Here is a 13,418-nt window from a genome sequence, read left to right as displayed (position 1 = left end):
CTTCCGTTTCGCCTGCTAACGCTTAATCCGGCCGCCGGGCGGTCAGTGGCGGGCCAGCGGCGCGGCGGCGCGTTCCAGCCAGGCGCGGTCCTCGCCGTCCAGCATCGGCCCGATCTCGGCCAGCACGCGGGCGTGGTAGCCGTCGAGCCATTGCAGTTCCTCTTTGGTCAGCAAGTCCTCGGCGATCAGCCGGCGGTCGAAGGGGGCGAGCGTCAGCGTCTCGAAACCGTGCATCGGTTTGTCGCCGCCGGGAACGGGCGTCGCCTCGCCGACGACGATCAGGTTTTCGATGCGGATGCCGTAGGCGCCTTCCTTGTAGTAGCCGGGCTCGTTGGACAGGATCATGCCGGCAAGCAGCTTTTCGGTTCCCGTCCTGGCCAGGCGCTGGGGGCCTTCGTGCACGGACAGGTAGGAACCGACGCCGTGGCCGGTGCCGTGGCCGTAATCGAGGCCGGCCTTCCAGAGCGCCATGCGGGCGACGGCGTCGATGTCGCTGCCGCGGGTGCCGGGCGGAAATTTCAGCACCGTGATGCCGATCAGCCCCTTGAGCACCAGCGTGTAACGCTCGCGCATTTCCGCGTTCGGCGCGCCGATGGCGACCGTGCGGGTGATGTCGGTGGTGCCGTCCTCGTATTGCCCGCCCGAATCGACCAGAAAAAGCTCGCCGGGGGCGAGCGTGCGGCTGGTCGCGTTCGTCACCCGGTAGTGGATGACGGCGCCGTTCGGGCCGGCGCCGGAAATCGTGTCGAAGGAGATGTCGCGCAGCGGCATCTGCGCCGCCTCGCCGGCGGTGCGCCGGGCGTCCTCGAGGGCCCGCACGGCGCCGATTTCGTCGACGGTGCCGGCCGGCTGGCGGTCGAGCCAGGCGAGGAAGCGGGTGACGGCGACACCGTCGCGCCGATGCGCGGCCCGGCTTCCGGCCAGTTCGGCCGCGTTCTTGGTTGCGCGCGGCAGGCGGGCGGGGTCGGGCAGGGCGATGACGGTGCCGCCGCGATCCTCGACGACCAGCCTGAGCTTTTCGGCGGCAAGCGCGGGATCGAGCCCGATTTTGACCCCGCTCCCGGCCAGGTCGGCGAGGGCGTCTTCCAACGCCGAGGGCGGCTGAAGGTCGGCGAGCTGGGTCAGATAGGCTTCCGTCTTCATCGGCAGCTTGCGCTTGTCGATGAAAAGTTGCGGCCGGCCTTCGGCGGGCAGGATCGAAAACCCCAGTGCCAACGGGGTATGCGGCACGTCGCCGCCGCGAATGTTGAAGGCCCAGCACAAAGAGGCTGGATCGGTGAGCACGGTGTGGCTGGCCTTGGCGGCGCCGACCGCCGCGGCGAGGTCGGCCAGCTTGTCGCGCGCCAGCCGGCCGGCATAACGCTCGGGATGGATCGCGACCGGCTTCAGCGGCGGCGCCGGCCGGTCCTGCCAGACCGCGTCGAGCGGGTTCTCGTCGAGCGCCAGCAGCGCGCCGCCGCCTTCGCCGAGCGCCTTTCGCAGCTTCCTGGCTTCGTCGATCGTGTGCAGCCAGGGATCGAACCCGATCCGGGCGCCCGCCGGCAAGCGCGTGCGCAGGAAGACGGCCGGCGGCGTCTCGACCAGATCGACGATCTCGAACAGGCCGGGATCGGTCTGGGTCCGACCCTGCAGCGTGTAGCGGCCGTCGACGAACAGCCATGCATTGTCTTGCATGATCAGCGCGACGCCGGCCGAGCCGGTAAAGCCGGTGATCCAAGCCAGCCGCTCGGCGCAGGCCGGCACGTATTCTCCCTGATGCTCGTCGGCGCGCGGCACCAGAAACCCGTCGACACCCGCCTGCGCGAGCCTTGCGCGCAGGCGCGCCACCCGGCCTGCCGCCAGGGACGGATCGGAAACGGTGTCGAAGTTCTGGAACATCGCGGTCTCTGCTCTCCATCAAATCCGGCAGACCGTAGTCGGGCCCGACAAGCGAGGCAATGGCGAACGGTTTTCGCAGGTGCGGCATAGATTTTGTTGCATTGCAACAAGCGCATGGCTTCCATGCGTCTCCGGCGCTGGTGGAACGCGCTCGCCGAGCCTACCTAAGGAGCGTGGAGGACATTTCTTCCAATTGCGAGGTTTAGACATGGCACAGACACGTGGGTTTTTCCGTAACGCGCTCGACAGGATGGTCGAGGCCCGCATGCGTCAGGCCAACCACTACGTCAACGGTGCGCTGTTGATGCTCGACGACGAGACGCTGAAAGCCAATGGCTACAGCCGCGCCGAGCTGAAGAAGCGCAGCACGGGCTATTATTTCTACTAGGCCCGGTTTTGCGGATTGGCGCGCGGGCGGCGACCTCCAGCCCGCGCCGGGACGAGCGGCTTCCGACGAAGCCGCTCTTTTTTGTTGGCAGCCGGAAGAAAACGCCGGTTGTCGGGCGATCTAACGCATGAGATGCAGGCTCACCCATTCGCCGCGCGTCAGCGTGCGGACATGGCCGAAGCGCTGTCCGGCATAGGCGGCGATCACCGCATTGCGCTGGCGTGCGAGGATCCCAGACAGGATCAGCGAGCCGCCCGGGCGCAGGTGCCGGGCCATGCCGGGAGCGAGCTGCATCAGCGGCCGGGCGAGGATGTTTGCGACAATCAGGTCGTAGGGCGCGCGCCGGGCGATTTCGCGATGGCGGAAACCCGTCGCCGTCACCGCGTCGACATCGGCGCCAACGCGGTTGAGCCGCATGTTGCGCGCCGCGACGGCGGTCGCGATCGGATCGATATCGGTGGCCAGGACCGGCACATGCGCCAGTTTCGCGACCGCGATCGCCAGCACCCCGCTGCCGGTGCCGAGATCGAGCACGCTGGCCGGGCGTTCGCGCCGCACGACGTCGGCGATCATTTCCAGGCAGCCGGCGGTGGTGCCGTGATGACCGGTGCCGAATGCCTGGGCGGCTTCGATCTCGATCGACAGGTCGTTTGCGCGCACCTGGTCGCGGTCGTGTGCGCCATGAACCAGGAACCGGCCGGCGCGCACCGGTTTCAGCCCCTCGAGCGACCGCGCCACCCAGTCGATGTCGGGCAGGGTCTCCGTCTCGATCGCGCCATCGACGCCGGCGCGCGCCACCACGGCGTGCATGCGCGCCCGCGCCTCGTCCAGCCCGGCCTCGTCGACGTAGAGCTCGACACTGTGCAGGCCGGCCGCCTCGTCGATTTCGGTGATGGCGATGGTGTGGCCGTCGCGCTCGAACTCGACATCGAGAAGCTCATAGAGCCTTCTGGCGTCGGGTTCCGGAGCTGAAAAGAACAAACGGCATTGCATGGCGGGAGGTCCGGGCAGGTCGGCTGTCAGGGCGCACGCGGGCCGGGGCGGGGAGCTGGGCCGCGCATGCGCCGGCCTTCCTGCCCGATCGGCGGCCGGCGCGCAAGCAGCGGCGTGGGCGTGGCTTGATCCCCGCAATGCTGCCGGCGGCGACCGTCGGTCGGCTTTACCGGTCAGCTTTCGTTGGCCAGCCGCTTCAGCTTGGCGATCGCGGTCTCGGCGTTCTCGCCATAGGCGATGGTGCCGAAAAAGTCGCCATCGCGGCCCAGAAGCAGCACGGACGCGGTATGGTCCATCGTGTAGTCGCCGCCGTCGAGCGGCACCTTCTTGGCGTAGATCTTGAACGCCTTGGCCATTTCCGCGACTTTCTGCGGCTCGCCGGTGATGCCGGTGATGCGCTCCGACACGTTGGCGACATAGCGGTCGAGCACGTCCGGCGTGTCGCGCTCGGGGTCGATGGAGACGAAGTAGGCTTCGATTTCCTCGCCCTCCTCGCCGAGCTGGGCGAGCCAGCCGTCGAGTTCGTAGAGCGTCGTCGGGCACACTTCCGGACAATGGGTGAAACCGAAGAACAGCGCGGTCGGGCTGCCCTTGAAAGCGGCCTCGGTGATTTCTTCGCCCTTCTGGTCGACGAGCGTGAACGGGGCGCCGAAGGCTTCCCCGCCGCCATAGGTGGTGCGGTACCAGTCGAATGTCAGCCAGCCGACGGCGCCGGCCATGAGAAAAAGAATGCCGATCAGAACGCCGCGCATCATGGTGTTTTTATCCTGCCTGCCGAAATCCGTGTCGAAGCGATCTCAAAAACACCAGGCCAAACCGTTTTCGACGACCGCGAGGAAAATTTCAGGTCCCTGTTGCGCCCACATGGCAAACACCACGCCGGAGCCTGCGGCGAGGGCGGCGACCAACAACGTTGTTTGGGTGACGCGGCGCACGGACATTGTATTTCCTCTCACCAACAAAATAATGTGTCGGCAGGTCGCTGGCAAAGGGGCTTTTGGTCGCGCACGCGCCGGGCCCCTTGCGGGGGCGCCGCGCACGCCCCATCTGCCCGTCACAGCAATGAGGAGTATTCGATGAGCCGCATTCTTGTTCTTGCCGCAGCCATGCTGGCCGCCGGCGCAATAGCCACCGGCGCGCAGGCCCAGGAAGTGGGCGAGGTCGGCGTCGACTGGCTCGGCAACGACATCATCGTGGAGGCGATCCGCGACCCCAAGGTGGACGGCGTGACCTGCCACGTCGCCTATTTCGAGCGCGGCATGATCGACCGGCTGCAGAAGGGAAACTGGTTCGAGGATCCCTCCAACAGCGCGCTGTCGTGCCGGCAGACCGGGCCGATCACGATCGGCGACATCGCGCTCGGCGAAGGCGGCGAGGAGGTCTTCAAACAGGGCATCAGCCTGATCTGGAAGAAGCAGGTGGTCAATCGCATCTACGACAAGGCCAACGATACGCTGATCTATCTGTCGCACACGCGTCAGGTTCAGGACGGCTCGGCCAAGATGGCGATCTCGACCGTGCCGCTCTATGGCGAGAAGGTCGTCTGGAGCCAGGGCAAGCCGCAATAGGGCTTGCCGGTTGCCGCCAGACCGGCTCTTAAGGCTGCGGGCCGGCCTGAAGCCGTCCCTCTTGAAGCGCAGCCGGGGAGCCGAGATGAGCGACAGCGCCGATTTGCGATTTACCGATCCGGCGCCGCGCATTCATTCCACGGCGGTGCTGAAGACCTGCCGGCTCGGCCGCCACGTGGCGATCGGCGAGCGCGTGGTTTTGCGCGAGGTCACGGTCGGCGACTATTCCTATTTCGAGCGCCACGGCGAGGCGATCTATACCGAGATCGGCAAATTCTGCTCGATCGCGGCCAATACACGCATCAACGCGCTCGAGCACCCGATCGAACGCCTGACCAGCCACAAGATCAGCTACAGGCCCAACGAATATTTCCGCTATCTTGGTGTCGACCAGGCGTTTCGCGCGCAAAGGCGGGCAAAACCCGTTTCCATCGGTCACGATGTGTGGATCGGCCATGGCGCGGTGATCCTGCCCGGCGTGCGGGTGGGCACCGGCGCGGTGGTCGGCGCCAACGCGGTCGTGACCGGGGATGTCGCGCCGTTTGCCATTGTCGCCGGTGCGCCTGCGCGGATGCTGCGGGCGCGCTTTTCCGCGCCAATCGCGGAGCGCATCTCGCGGCTCGGCTGGTGGGACTGGCCCGACGCCAGGCTGTTCGAGGCCGTGCCGGATATGCAAACCCTTGGAATCGAAGCCTTTTTGGACAAATGGGAGCCGTTGTCACGGGCGTGACCCTGTCGCGGCGCCAAGCCGCTCGCCGAGGGTGGAGCCCTTCCGTCGCAGGGGGCCACGACGGAAGGGAGGAGCACCCCGCCTTGGGGGAAGGCGGTGCAGGGATTGGCCTGCATCCCCATCTTGGCCGATGGGTTTTTGAGATCGGGTAAAGGCCGGCGGCACGTTCTGCGTGTATCCGCGCCACCTTTCTGTCGGGCAGGGGCGGCCGATATTCCGCCCGGCCTGGAACCGGGCTAGAGTGCGGCATCGACGCGGGGGCTGAAGATCGGGAGCGCGCCATGCACACGGTGCGGATAAAGCGGGTCTATCAGCCGGCCGAAGCCGATGACGGGTTTCGGGTGCTGGTCGACCGGGTCTGGCCGCGCGGCCTCTCGAAGGCCAAGGCGGCGGTCGATCTGTGGATGCCCGAGATCGGCCCCTCGACGGCGTTGCGCACATGGTTCGGCCACGACCCCGAACGCTGGGACGCGTTTCGCCGGCGCTATCGCGACGAGCTCGACCAGCGGCGCGACCTGCTCGAGGCGTTGCGGGCGCATGGCCGCGACGGGCCGCTGACGCTGGTCTATTCGGCCCGCGACGAGCGGCACAACCAGGCCGTGGTCATCCGCGAGATGCTTGCCGCGCCGGGCGGGGACTGACCGGTCGCATGGAGCCAGTCATCGGACCTCAGCCGGCGAACCGGCGCGCGCCGGCCACGCAGGCGATCACCGCGACCGTGACGGTGAGCATGGCGGTCGTCACCGGCTCGCCGAGCAACCCGGCCGCGAGCGCGAAGCCGAAGAACGGCTGCAGCAGCTGGAGCTGGCCGACCGTGGCGATGCCGCCTGCGGCCAGGCCGCGATACCAGAAGAAAAACCCGATCAACATGCTGAACAGCGACACATAGGCAAGGCCGATCCAGGCCGGGACGCCGATACCGATAAACGTTTGCGGCATGGTGATTACGCTCAGCAGCGCCATGACCGGCAGCGACAGGACGAGCGCCCACGAGATCACCTGCCAGCCGCCGAGCCTGCGCGAGAGCCTGGCGCCCTCGGCGTAACCCAGGCCGCAGACCACGATCGCCGCCAGCATCAGCAGGTCGCCGACCGGCGAGGCGGCGACGCCCTGCGCCAGCGCGAAACCGACAACGAGCGTGCTGCCGAGGCCCGAAAACAGCCAGAAGGCCGGCCTGGGCCGCTCGCCGCCGCGCAGGACGGCGAAAATGGCGGTGGCAAGCGGCAACAGGCCGATAAAGACGATCGAATGGGCCGCGGTGACGTGCTCGAGCGCCAGCGCGGTAAACAGCGGAAAGCCGACAACGACGCCCAGCGCCACGATGGCGAGCGAGGGCAGGTCGGCGCGCGTCGGGCGCGCCGCGCCGAAGCCCCGCAACAGGGCGATCGCGAGCAGGCCGGCGATCGTGGCGCGCGCGACGGTCAAAAACACCGGGTCGAAATCGAGAACCGCCACGCGGGTGGCCGGCAGGGAAGCCGAAAAGATCACCACGCCGATCAAACCGGCGATCCAGCCCTGTGTCGTCCTGTCCATGCCGTTTCCTTCGCATTGGAGCCTCGCTATCGCCCGGCAGGGCTATTTCTGGAAGAAACGGTGCGATACAATCTGGCCAAACTGTACCGATAACGGATGCAATACGGATGACGATTCCAGACCGGGGCGGCGGCCGCGTGGCGATGGTGATGGAGACGATCCGGCAGCGTGTCGCCGGCCGCGCCCTGACAGCCGGGGCGCGGCTGCCGTCGATCCGCCAGATGGCGCGCATGGCCGGTGTGTCGCCCTCGACCGTGGTCGAGGCCTATGACCGGCTGGTTGCCGAAGGGTTGATCGGCGCGCGCCCGGGCTCGGGATTTTACGTCGCGGCCCAGGCCGCGCCGCTGGAGCTGGCCCGGGTCGGGCCGCGGCGCGACCGGGCGATCGACCCGCTATGGGTGTCGCGCCAGTCGCTGGAGGCGGGCGCGACCGCCCTCAAGCCGGGTTGCGGCTGGCTGCCGCCGTCCTGGCTGCCACAGGAGGCCGTGCGCAGGGCGCTGCGCGGTTTGGCGCGCGCCGACGAGGCGGTGCTGGCGGATTACGCAACGCCGCTGGGGCTGGCGCCGCTGCGCCAGCTGATCGCGCGGCGCCTGGCCGACAAGGGGGTGGAAGCCGCACCCGAGCGGATCGTGCTGACGGAGTCCGGCACGCAGGCGATCGACCTGATCTGCCGGCTTGTTCTGGAGCCCGGTGACACGGTGGTGGTCGACGATCCGTGCTATTTCAACTTCCAGGCGCTGCTGCGCGCCTATCGCGTCACCGTGGTCGGCGTCGCGCACACGCCGAGCGGGCCCGACATCGCTGCCTTTGCCGCTGCGCTCGCCGCCCATCGGCCGAAGCTCTACATCACCAATGCCGCGATCCACAATCCGACCGGCGCGACGCTGTCGGCGGCGACCGCGCACCGGGTGCTGAAGCTTGCCGAAGACTTTTCCGTGACCGTGGTCGAGGACGACATTTTCGCCGATTTCGAGCATCGGCCCGCGCCACGGCTCGCCGCCTTCGACGGGCTCGAGCGGGTGATCCAGATCGGCAGTTTTTCCAAAACCCTGTCGGCGTCGGCGCGCTGCGGTTTCATCGCCGCGCGCGGCGACTGGGTGGAGCGGCTCGTCGATCTGAAGATCGCCACCACGTTCGGCGGCGGCCGGCTGGACGCGGCGCTGGTGCTGCGCGTTCTGACCGACAGCGTCTACCGCAAGCATTGCGAGACGCTCAGGACCCGGCTGGCGCGCGCCCGCGCCGAGGTGGGGACGAGACTGAAACGGATCGGCCTGAAACCCTGGCTCGAGCCGCAGGCCGGCATGTTCTTGTGGTGCGCGCTGCCGCAGGACGTGGACGCCGCCGACGTCGCGCGGCGGGCGCTCGAGCATGACGTGGTGCTTGCGCCCGGCAACGTGTTCAGCGTGTCGCAATCGGCAACCGGCTTCCTGCGCTTCAACGTCGCCCAATGCCCGGAACCGGTGTTTGCCGTGCTCGACCAGGCGCTCCGCGAGGCGCGCGGGTAGCGGCGCTGAGTGCCGGCACGGGTACGGGGAGCGTTGGCGGAGGCGACAGACGGGCTTCATGTGCATCAGTAATTTTTCTGCTGCACACTTGCGCCCATGTGCAGCAGAAAGCAGTTTGATACACACAAATTGCGCGGAACACAGCGGGACATGGACATTGTCGCTCACAGTCGCCCGGCCGTCGTGGCGTATCAAGATCTGCTGCGTCTCCATCTCGACGAACGGGCCGCCAGCCTGATCGGCACCATTGAGGAGCGCAAGCGTAACGGGCGTACCTATCTCTAAGAGCGCTTCCGGATCGGTAAGGAGATGATGAGCCGGTATCTCGGCGAGGACAAGCCGGAATTGCGCGCGATTGCAACGCGCTGAAGCGCTCAAGGTCGACGGAGCCGCACGCCGCAACCGGATGGCTCGGCTTTCCAGAGCGCTCCGGGCTGAAGGTCTTATCACGACGGATCGTGAAACCGGGTCGATCCTTCTCGCCTTTGCTCGGGCAGGGGTGTTTCCGGCTCGGTGGCACGCTTGTGGGGACATCGGCCTACGGTCTCTATCAGGGAGAACTCGGGGTGCGGATGGATTACGAGGAACTGGCTCAAACCGGTGACATCGATTTCGCCAGCTTCCAACGGCTCTCGATCGTTGTGGAAGACACGGTCGAAGAAAATCCCGCCGATATCCTCAAGTTGCTCAAGTTCGACCCGTTTCCCGGTCTCAACGACCGGCAGATCTGGAAATGGCGACAGAGCCATTCGGAAGCGATGGTCGAGTTTCTGACACCGGCCTTCGGCGAGGAAAAAGTCAAGCCGCTGCCAGCTTTGGGCGTGAGCGCGCAGGCGCTGAACTACCTGAACTTCCTGATCGCGGACCCCATTCATGCGGTCGCTCTCTATCGTTCCGGGGTTTTGGTGCAGATGCCGCGGCCCGAACGTTTCGCGATCCACAAGCTGATCGTCGCCGACCGGCGCCGCGGCGGGCCGGATCAACTGAAGGCGCGCAAGGATCGTGCCCAGGCCGAGTTTCTCGTGGCGGTCCTTTCTCTGGACCGTCCGGACGATTTGGCGGAAGCCTACGAGGACGCGCTCTCGCGTGGGTCGCGCTGGCGCGACCGCATTAAGGCAAGTCTGAAACGCTTGCCCGAGACGGCGGAACGGCTTTCAGCGCTGGTATGAGGGGGCATGGTGCGGGCAAGGCCGCTTAGCTTGGTCTGAAAGAAGGGTGTACTTCGGAACGAAACTATTTTTTGTTGCCAGTGATCTGCTTGGCGATGGTCGAAGACGTATTCGTCATGTTTCGATGACTGGTATAAACTACGAATTATATCGCCTTTTTGGTTCCAACATGGTGCTATAGATGGAGAATGAGAATAAATCGGTTGAGTAATAATGCCAATCGCAGAGCATCCGCCGCTGGGAACCGTCGTAATGTGCGACTTCAATACGGGCTTTCGTGTTCCCGAAATGGTAAAGCGTCGACCTGTCGTTGTTATAAGTCCAAAGATAAAAGCGCGGCCGCGCCTATGCACGGTCGTGGCATTGAGTACAGAAAAGCCCGACCCGATAATGGCTTATCATTGTCGGATCGATTTGCAGCCAGCCCTCCCGAAACCGTGGCAAAGTAAGGGCGTGTGGGTTAAGGGTGATATGGTTAACGCGGTAGCGTTTCATAGGCTTGATCTTATCCGTTTGGGTAAGGATTCGACCGGTCGAAGGAAGTATCTTCTGGAGCCACTAAATACTGAAATAATAAAGCAAATTCGCCAATGCGCTCTTCGGGCAATCGGTCTGAGCACCTTGACAAAATACCTTTAATTCACCAGATTAAAATCGTTAGCGGCTCTCGCATGCGATCCGCGTCTAAGACCCTTCCAAGGGCCGTCGCAGCAAATGGCGATTCCAAGCCGAAGCTGCGACGCAGGGCCGGGAAAATGTGGGTTCGAATCCCATCGGCTCCACCACTTTGCGGGGCCGTAGCTTAATGGGAAAGCACTCGGTTGAGATCGAAGGGTCTCGCGTTCTGCGAGACCCTTCGCCATTTATTTCTCAAACAACTCGAATTGAGTGTCCAAACCGTTTGGGGATCAAACCCTTTCCACGAATCCGTCGAGCACGCGTTTCTGGCCGGCCTTGTCGAAATCGATGGTGAGTTTGTTGCCCTCCACCGAGGCGACGTTGCCGTTGCCGAATTTCAGGTGGAAGACGCGGTCGCCGACCGCAAAGGACGAGGGCTGGTCGGCGACGGATTTGGCGACCAGTTCGCCGTCGATCACCCGGCCCTTGACCGAGCCGCGCCCGGCGCCGTAGCCCGAATCGGTCTCGCCGTAGCCGATGCGTTCGACGCCGTGGCCGGAGCGCGTGCCCCAGTTGCGGTCGGTCGCCTCGGTGCGGTTTTGCTGGGCGCGTTTCCAGCCCGGCGTGGCGTAGGTGTTGGAAAACGAGCCGCCGGCCTCGTCGAAACGCGAGGCGCCATAGGGGTTGCGCCGGCCGCCATAGGTGCCCTGGCCGCCGCCGGAGGCGTAGCCGCCGTAGTTCTGGCCGGTCTCTGCGACTTCGACATGGGCCTCGGGCAGTTCGTCGATGAAGCGCGAGGGGATGGTCGACTGCCACAGACCGTGCACGCGGCGGTTTGAGGTGAACCAGATATGCAGGTTCTTCTTGGCCCGGGTGAGCCCGACATAGGCCAGGCGGCGCTCCTCCTCCAGCCCCGAGCGGCCGCCCTCGTCGAGCGCGCGCTGATGGGGGAAAAGCCCTTCCTCCCAGCCGGGCAGGAACACGGTCTCGAATTCCAGCCCCTTGGCCGAATGCAGCGTCATGACGGAGACGGCGTCGAGATTTTCGTCCTGCTCGGCGTCCATCACCAGCGCGACATGTTCGAGGAAGCCGCGCAGGCTTTCATAGTCCTCCATCGAGCGGATCAGCTCTTTGAGGTTTTCCAGCCGCCCGGGCGCGTCGGCCGAACGGTCGTTCTTCCACATGTCGGTATAGCCGGATTCCTCCAAAATCGTCTCGGCGAGCTCGGTATGCGGGGTGGTTTCCAGAAGCTCCTGCCAGCGGGCGAAATTGGCCGCCACCTGGCGCAGCGCCGCGCGCGGCTTGGGCTTCATCTCGTCGCTCTCGGCGAGCTGGCGGGCGGCCTCCAGCATCGGCACGCCGAGCGCGCGGGCGGTGTCGTGCAGCTGGCGCACGGAGGCCTCGCCCAGGCCGCGCTTGGGCACATTGACGATGCGCTCGAAGGCGAGGTCGTCGGCGCCCTGGGCGACGACGCGGAAATAGGCCATGGCGTCGCGGATTTCGGCGCGCTCGTAAAAGCGCGGGCCGCCGATGACGCGGTAATTGAGGCCGAGCGTGACGAACCGGTCCTCGAATTCGCGCATCTGGAAGGAGGCGCGCACCAGGATCGCCATGTCGTTGAGGGCGTGGCCCTTGGATTGCAGGGCTTCGATCTCCTCGCCGACGCCGCGCGCTTCCTCCTCCGAATCCCAGGCGGCGTGCACCATCACCCTGGCGTCGTCGGGGTCGGGCTGCTCGGTGAACAGCGTCTTGCCCAGCCGGCCCTCATTGTGGGCGATCAGGTGCGAGGCCGCGCCCAGAATATGGGCGGTGGAGCGGTAGTTGCGTTCCAGCCTGATCACGGCGGCGCCGGGGAAATCCTTGTCGAAACGCAGGATATTGTCGACCTCGGCGCCGCGCCAGCCATAGATCGACTGGTCGTCGTCGCCGACGCAGCAAATGTTTATCTGCTGATTTTCCCTTGCGCTGTCGGCCTGGCCGGCCGAACCCCGGTCGACCTCGCGGCCTTCGTCCGCGGGCACGCCTGCGGCCGGCATCTGGGCCGCGGCGGAACGTTGCGCCTGCGGCCGCTGCGCCAGCAGACGCAGCCACATATATTGCGCCGTGTTGGTATCCTGGTATTCGTCGACCAGAATATAGCGGAATTTCTGCTGATAATCGCGCAGAATATCGGGATTTTCGCGCAAAAGCCGGATCGGATGCAGCAGAAGATCGCCGAAATCGCAGGCGTTCAGCGTTTTCAGCCGCTCCTGATAGGCGGCGTAGAGTTCGCGGCCCTTGCCGTTGGCGAAGGCGCGGGCGTCGCCCTCGGGGATTTGGGCCGGCGACAGGCCCTTGTTCTTCCAGCCGTCGATCATCTGGGCGAACTGGCGCGGCGGCCAGCGCTTGTCGTCGAGCCCGTCGGCGCGGATCAACTGCTTGAGCAGCCGGATCTGGTCGTCGGTGTCGAGAATGGTGAAGTCGCGTTTCAGCCCGGCCAGTTCGGCATGGCGGCGCAGGAGCTTGACGCCGATCGAGTGGAACGTGCCGAGCCAGGGCATGCCCTCGACCTGCTCGCCGACCAGAAGCCCGACACGGCTCTTCATCTCGCGCGCGGCCTTGTTGGTGAAGGTGACGGCCAGGATCTGGCTCGGCCAGGCGCGTCCGGTCGCCAGGATATGGGCGATGCGGGTGGTCAAGACCCGCGTCTTGCCGGTGCCGGCGCCGGCCAGCACCAGCACCGGGCCCTCGGTGGTCTCGACCGCGCGCCGCTGCTCGGGGTTGAGGCCGGCAAGATAGTCGGGCGCCTGCGGAGAGCGCGCGGCCATGGCGCGCGCTGCAAGACCGCCGCCGGCGGACGGCGCGGACATCTCGTCCCCTTGATGGATGGGCAAATCGTCTGGGCTGCTGGACATTTCCTTGAATGTAGTGATTCGCGCCGGAAAGGCCAGCGGCGCGGCGCCTGTCACCGCCAAAGCCCGTCGGCGGAACCATTTTTCGCCATCGGCCGTTTCCGTCGTGCTGCGGGCCGCGTCAACCGGGCGTGGCGGTACGGCG

13 protein-coding genes are annotated in these 13,418 nt (G+C 65.9%); 7 read left to right on the top strand and 6 right to left on the bottom strand.

Features of this window, described 5'->3' with window-relative positions:
* Positions 1-42 precede the first annotated feature (42 nt).
* Positions 43-1,878: an aminopeptidase P family protein gene (locus tag ACT2B0_RS11685; protein WP_473464910.1), complete on the bottom strand. Its 1,836-nt coding sequence runs from the start codon at positions 1,876-1,878 to the stop codon at positions 43-45.
* 208 nt (positions 1,879-2,086) lie between these two features.
* Between ACT2B0_RS11685 and ACT2B0_RS11680 the strand changes: the two genes are divergently transcribed.
* Complete coding sequence (locus ACT2B0_RS11680; RefSeq protein WP_106571568.1) at positions 2,087-2,266, top strand: hypothetical protein; 180 nt, start codon at positions 2,087-2,089, stop codon at positions 2,264-2,266.
* 120 nt (positions 2,267-2,386) lie between these two features.
* Here the strand turns inward: ACT2B0_RS11680 and ACT2B0_RS11675 are convergent, their stop codons facing one another.
* The 3 genes from ACT2B0_RS11675 to ACT2B0_RS11665 all read right to left on the bottom strand — a co-directional run bounded on the left by ACT2B0_RS11675 (position 2,387) and on the right by ACT2B0_RS11665 (position 4,200).
* On the bottom strand, positions 2,387-3,259 hold the full coding sequence (locus ACT2B0_RS11675; protein WP_473464907.1) for a 50S ribosomal protein L11 methyltransferase: 873 nt from the start codon (positions 3,257-3,259) through the stop codon (positions 2,387-2,389).
* A gap of 173 nt (positions 3,260-3,432) precedes the next feature.
* Entirely contained in the window at positions 3,433-4,014 is a 582-nt protein-coding gene (locus tag ACT2B0_RS11670; RefSeq protein ID WP_106571574.1) for an SCO family protein, read from the bottom strand.
* A gap of 42 nt (positions 4,015-4,056) precedes the next feature.
* Positions 4,057-4,200: a hypothetical protein gene (locus ACT2B0_RS11665; RefSeq protein WP_473464904.1), complete on the bottom strand. Its 144-nt coding sequence runs from the start codon at positions 4,198-4,200 to the stop codon at positions 4,057-4,059.
* 135 nt (positions 4,201-4,335) lie between these two features.
* On the opposite strand from ACT2B0_RS11665, the gene ACT2B0_RS11660 reads away from it, so the two are divergent.
* The 3 genes from ACT2B0_RS11660 to ACT2B0_RS11650 all read left to right on the top strand — a co-directional run bounded on the left by ACT2B0_RS11660 (position 4,336) and on the right by ACT2B0_RS11650 (position 6,198).
* Positions 4,336-4,827, top strand: a complete 492-nt coding sequence (locus ACT2B0_RS11660; protein ID WP_473464902.1) for a CreA family protein — start codon at positions 4,336-4,338, stop codon at positions 4,825-4,827.
* 85 nt (positions 4,828-4,912) lie between these two features.
* Positions 4,913-5,557 carry a DapH/DapD/GlmU-related protein gene (locus tag ACT2B0_RS11655; RefSeq protein WP_473464899.1) on the top strand — a complete coding sequence of 215 codons (645 nt, stop codon included), beginning with the start codon at positions 4,913-4,915 and terminating at the stop codon, positions 5,555-5,557.
* Positions 5,558-5,838: 281 nt separating this feature from the next.
* Complete coding sequence (locus ACT2B0_RS11650) at positions 5,839-6,198, top strand: DUF488 domain-containing protein (RefSeq protein ID WP_473464896.1); 360 nt, start codon at positions 5,839-5,841, stop codon at positions 6,196-6,198.
* A 28-nt stretch (positions 6,199-6,226) separates the two neighbouring features.
* Here ACT2B0_RS11650 and ACT2B0_RS11645 read toward each other — a convergent pair whose 3' ends face one another.
* Positions 6,227-7,090, bottom strand: coding sequence for a DMT family transporter (locus ACT2B0_RS11645; protein WP_473464894.1), 864 nt, complete (start codon positions 7,088-7,090; stop codon positions 6,227-6,229).
* A gap of 107 nt (positions 7,091-7,197) precedes the next feature.
* Here ACT2B0_RS11645 and ACT2B0_RS11640 point away from each other — a divergent pair, with 107 nt between their 5' ends.
* The 3 genes from ACT2B0_RS11640 to ACT2B0_RS11630 all read left to right on the top strand — a co-directional run bounded on the left by ACT2B0_RS11640 (position 7,198) and on the right by ACT2B0_RS11630 (position 10,403).
* The gene (locus ACT2B0_RS11640; RefSeq protein ID WP_473464892.1) at positions 7,198-8,595 is read left to right on the top strand and encodes an aminotransferase-like domain-containing protein; all 1,398 of its coding nucleotides are present in this window, start codon (positions 7,198-7,200) and stop codon (positions 8,593-8,595) included.
* A 458-nt stretch (positions 8,596-9,053) separates the two neighbouring features.
* Positions 9,054-9,764 (top strand): nucleotidyltransferase family protein, encoded by a 711-nt coding sequence (locus ACT2B0_RS11635; RefSeq protein ID WP_473464889.1) that lies wholly within the window; start codon positions 9,054-9,056, stop codon positions 9,762-9,764.
* A 213-nt stretch (positions 9,765-9,977) separates the two neighbouring features.
* Positions 9,978-10,403, top strand: coding sequence for a type II toxin-antitoxin system PemK/MazF family toxin (locus tag ACT2B0_RS11630; RefSeq protein WP_156712154.1), 426 nt, complete (start codon positions 9,978-9,980; stop codon positions 10,401-10,403).
* A 269-nt stretch (positions 10,404-10,672) separates the two neighbouring features.
* Here ACT2B0_RS11630 and ACT2B0_RS11625 read toward each other — a convergent pair whose 3' ends face one another.
* Positions 10,673-13,276, bottom strand: a complete 2,604-nt coding sequence (locus tag ACT2B0_RS11625) for an ATP-dependent helicase (protein ID WP_473464887.1) — start codon at positions 13,274-13,276, stop codon at positions 10,673-10,675.
* Positions 13,277-13,418 lie beyond the last annotated feature (142 nt).

The sequence above is a fragment of the Nitratireductor sp. J20-h4 genome (genome assembly GCF_056780505.1).
The sequence above is the reverse complement of the archived record's forward strand: the minus strand, read 5'-3'. Positions and strand labels throughout refer to the sequence as shown.

What these genes read in the sequence shown, in the direction of transcription:
- ACT2B0_RS11685 (WP_473464910.1), bottom strand. Translation starts at nt 1,878, where the DNA reads ATGTTCCAGAACTTCGACACCGTTTCCGATCCGTCCCTGGCGGCAGGC.
- ACT2B0_RS11680 (WP_106571568.1), top strand. Translation starts at nt 2,087, where the DNA reads ATGGCACAGACACGTGGGTTTTTCCGTAACGCGCTCGACAGGATGGTC.
- ACT2B0_RS11675 (WP_473464907.1), bottom strand. Translation starts at nt 3,259, where the DNA reads ATGCAATGCCGTTTGTTCTTTTCAGCTCCGGAACCCGACGCCAGAAGG.
- ACT2B0_RS11670 (WP_106571574.1), bottom strand. Translation starts at nt 4,014, where the DNA reads ATGATGCGCGGCGTTCTGATCGGCATTCTTTTTCTCATGGCCGGCGCC.
- ACT2B0_RS11665 (WP_473464904.1), bottom strand. Translation starts at nt 4,200, where the DNA reads ATGTCCGTGCGCCGCGTCACCCAAACAACGTTGTTGGTCGCCGCCCTC.
- ACT2B0_RS11660 (WP_473464902.1), top strand. Translation starts at nt 4,336, where the DNA reads ATGAGCCGCATTCTTGTTCTTGCCGCAGCCATGCTGGCCGCCGGCGCA.
- ACT2B0_RS11655 (WP_473464899.1), top strand. Translation starts at nt 4,913, where the DNA reads ATGAGCGACAGCGCCGATTTGCGATTTACCGATCCGGCGCCGCGCATT.
- ACT2B0_RS11650 (WP_473464896.1), top strand. Translation starts at nt 5,839, where the DNA reads ATGCACACGGTGCGGATAAAGCGGGTCTATCAGCCGGCCGAAGCCGAT.
- ACT2B0_RS11645 (WP_473464894.1), bottom strand. Translation starts at nt 7,090, where the DNA reads ATGGACAGGACGACACAGGGCTGGATCGCCGGTTTGATCGGCGTGGTG.
- ACT2B0_RS11640 (WP_473464892.1), top strand. Translation starts at nt 7,198, where the DNA reads ATGACGATTCCAGACCGGGGCGGCGGCCGCGTGGCGATGGTGATGGAG.
- ACT2B0_RS11630 (WP_156712154.1), top strand. Translation starts at nt 9,978, where the DNA reads ATGCCAATCGCAGAGCATCCGCCGCTGGGAACCGTCGTAATGTGCGAC.
- ACT2B0_RS11625 (WP_473464887.1), bottom strand. Translation starts at nt 13,276, where the DNA reads ATGTCCAGCAGCCCAGACGATTTGCCCATCCATCAAGGGGACGAGATG.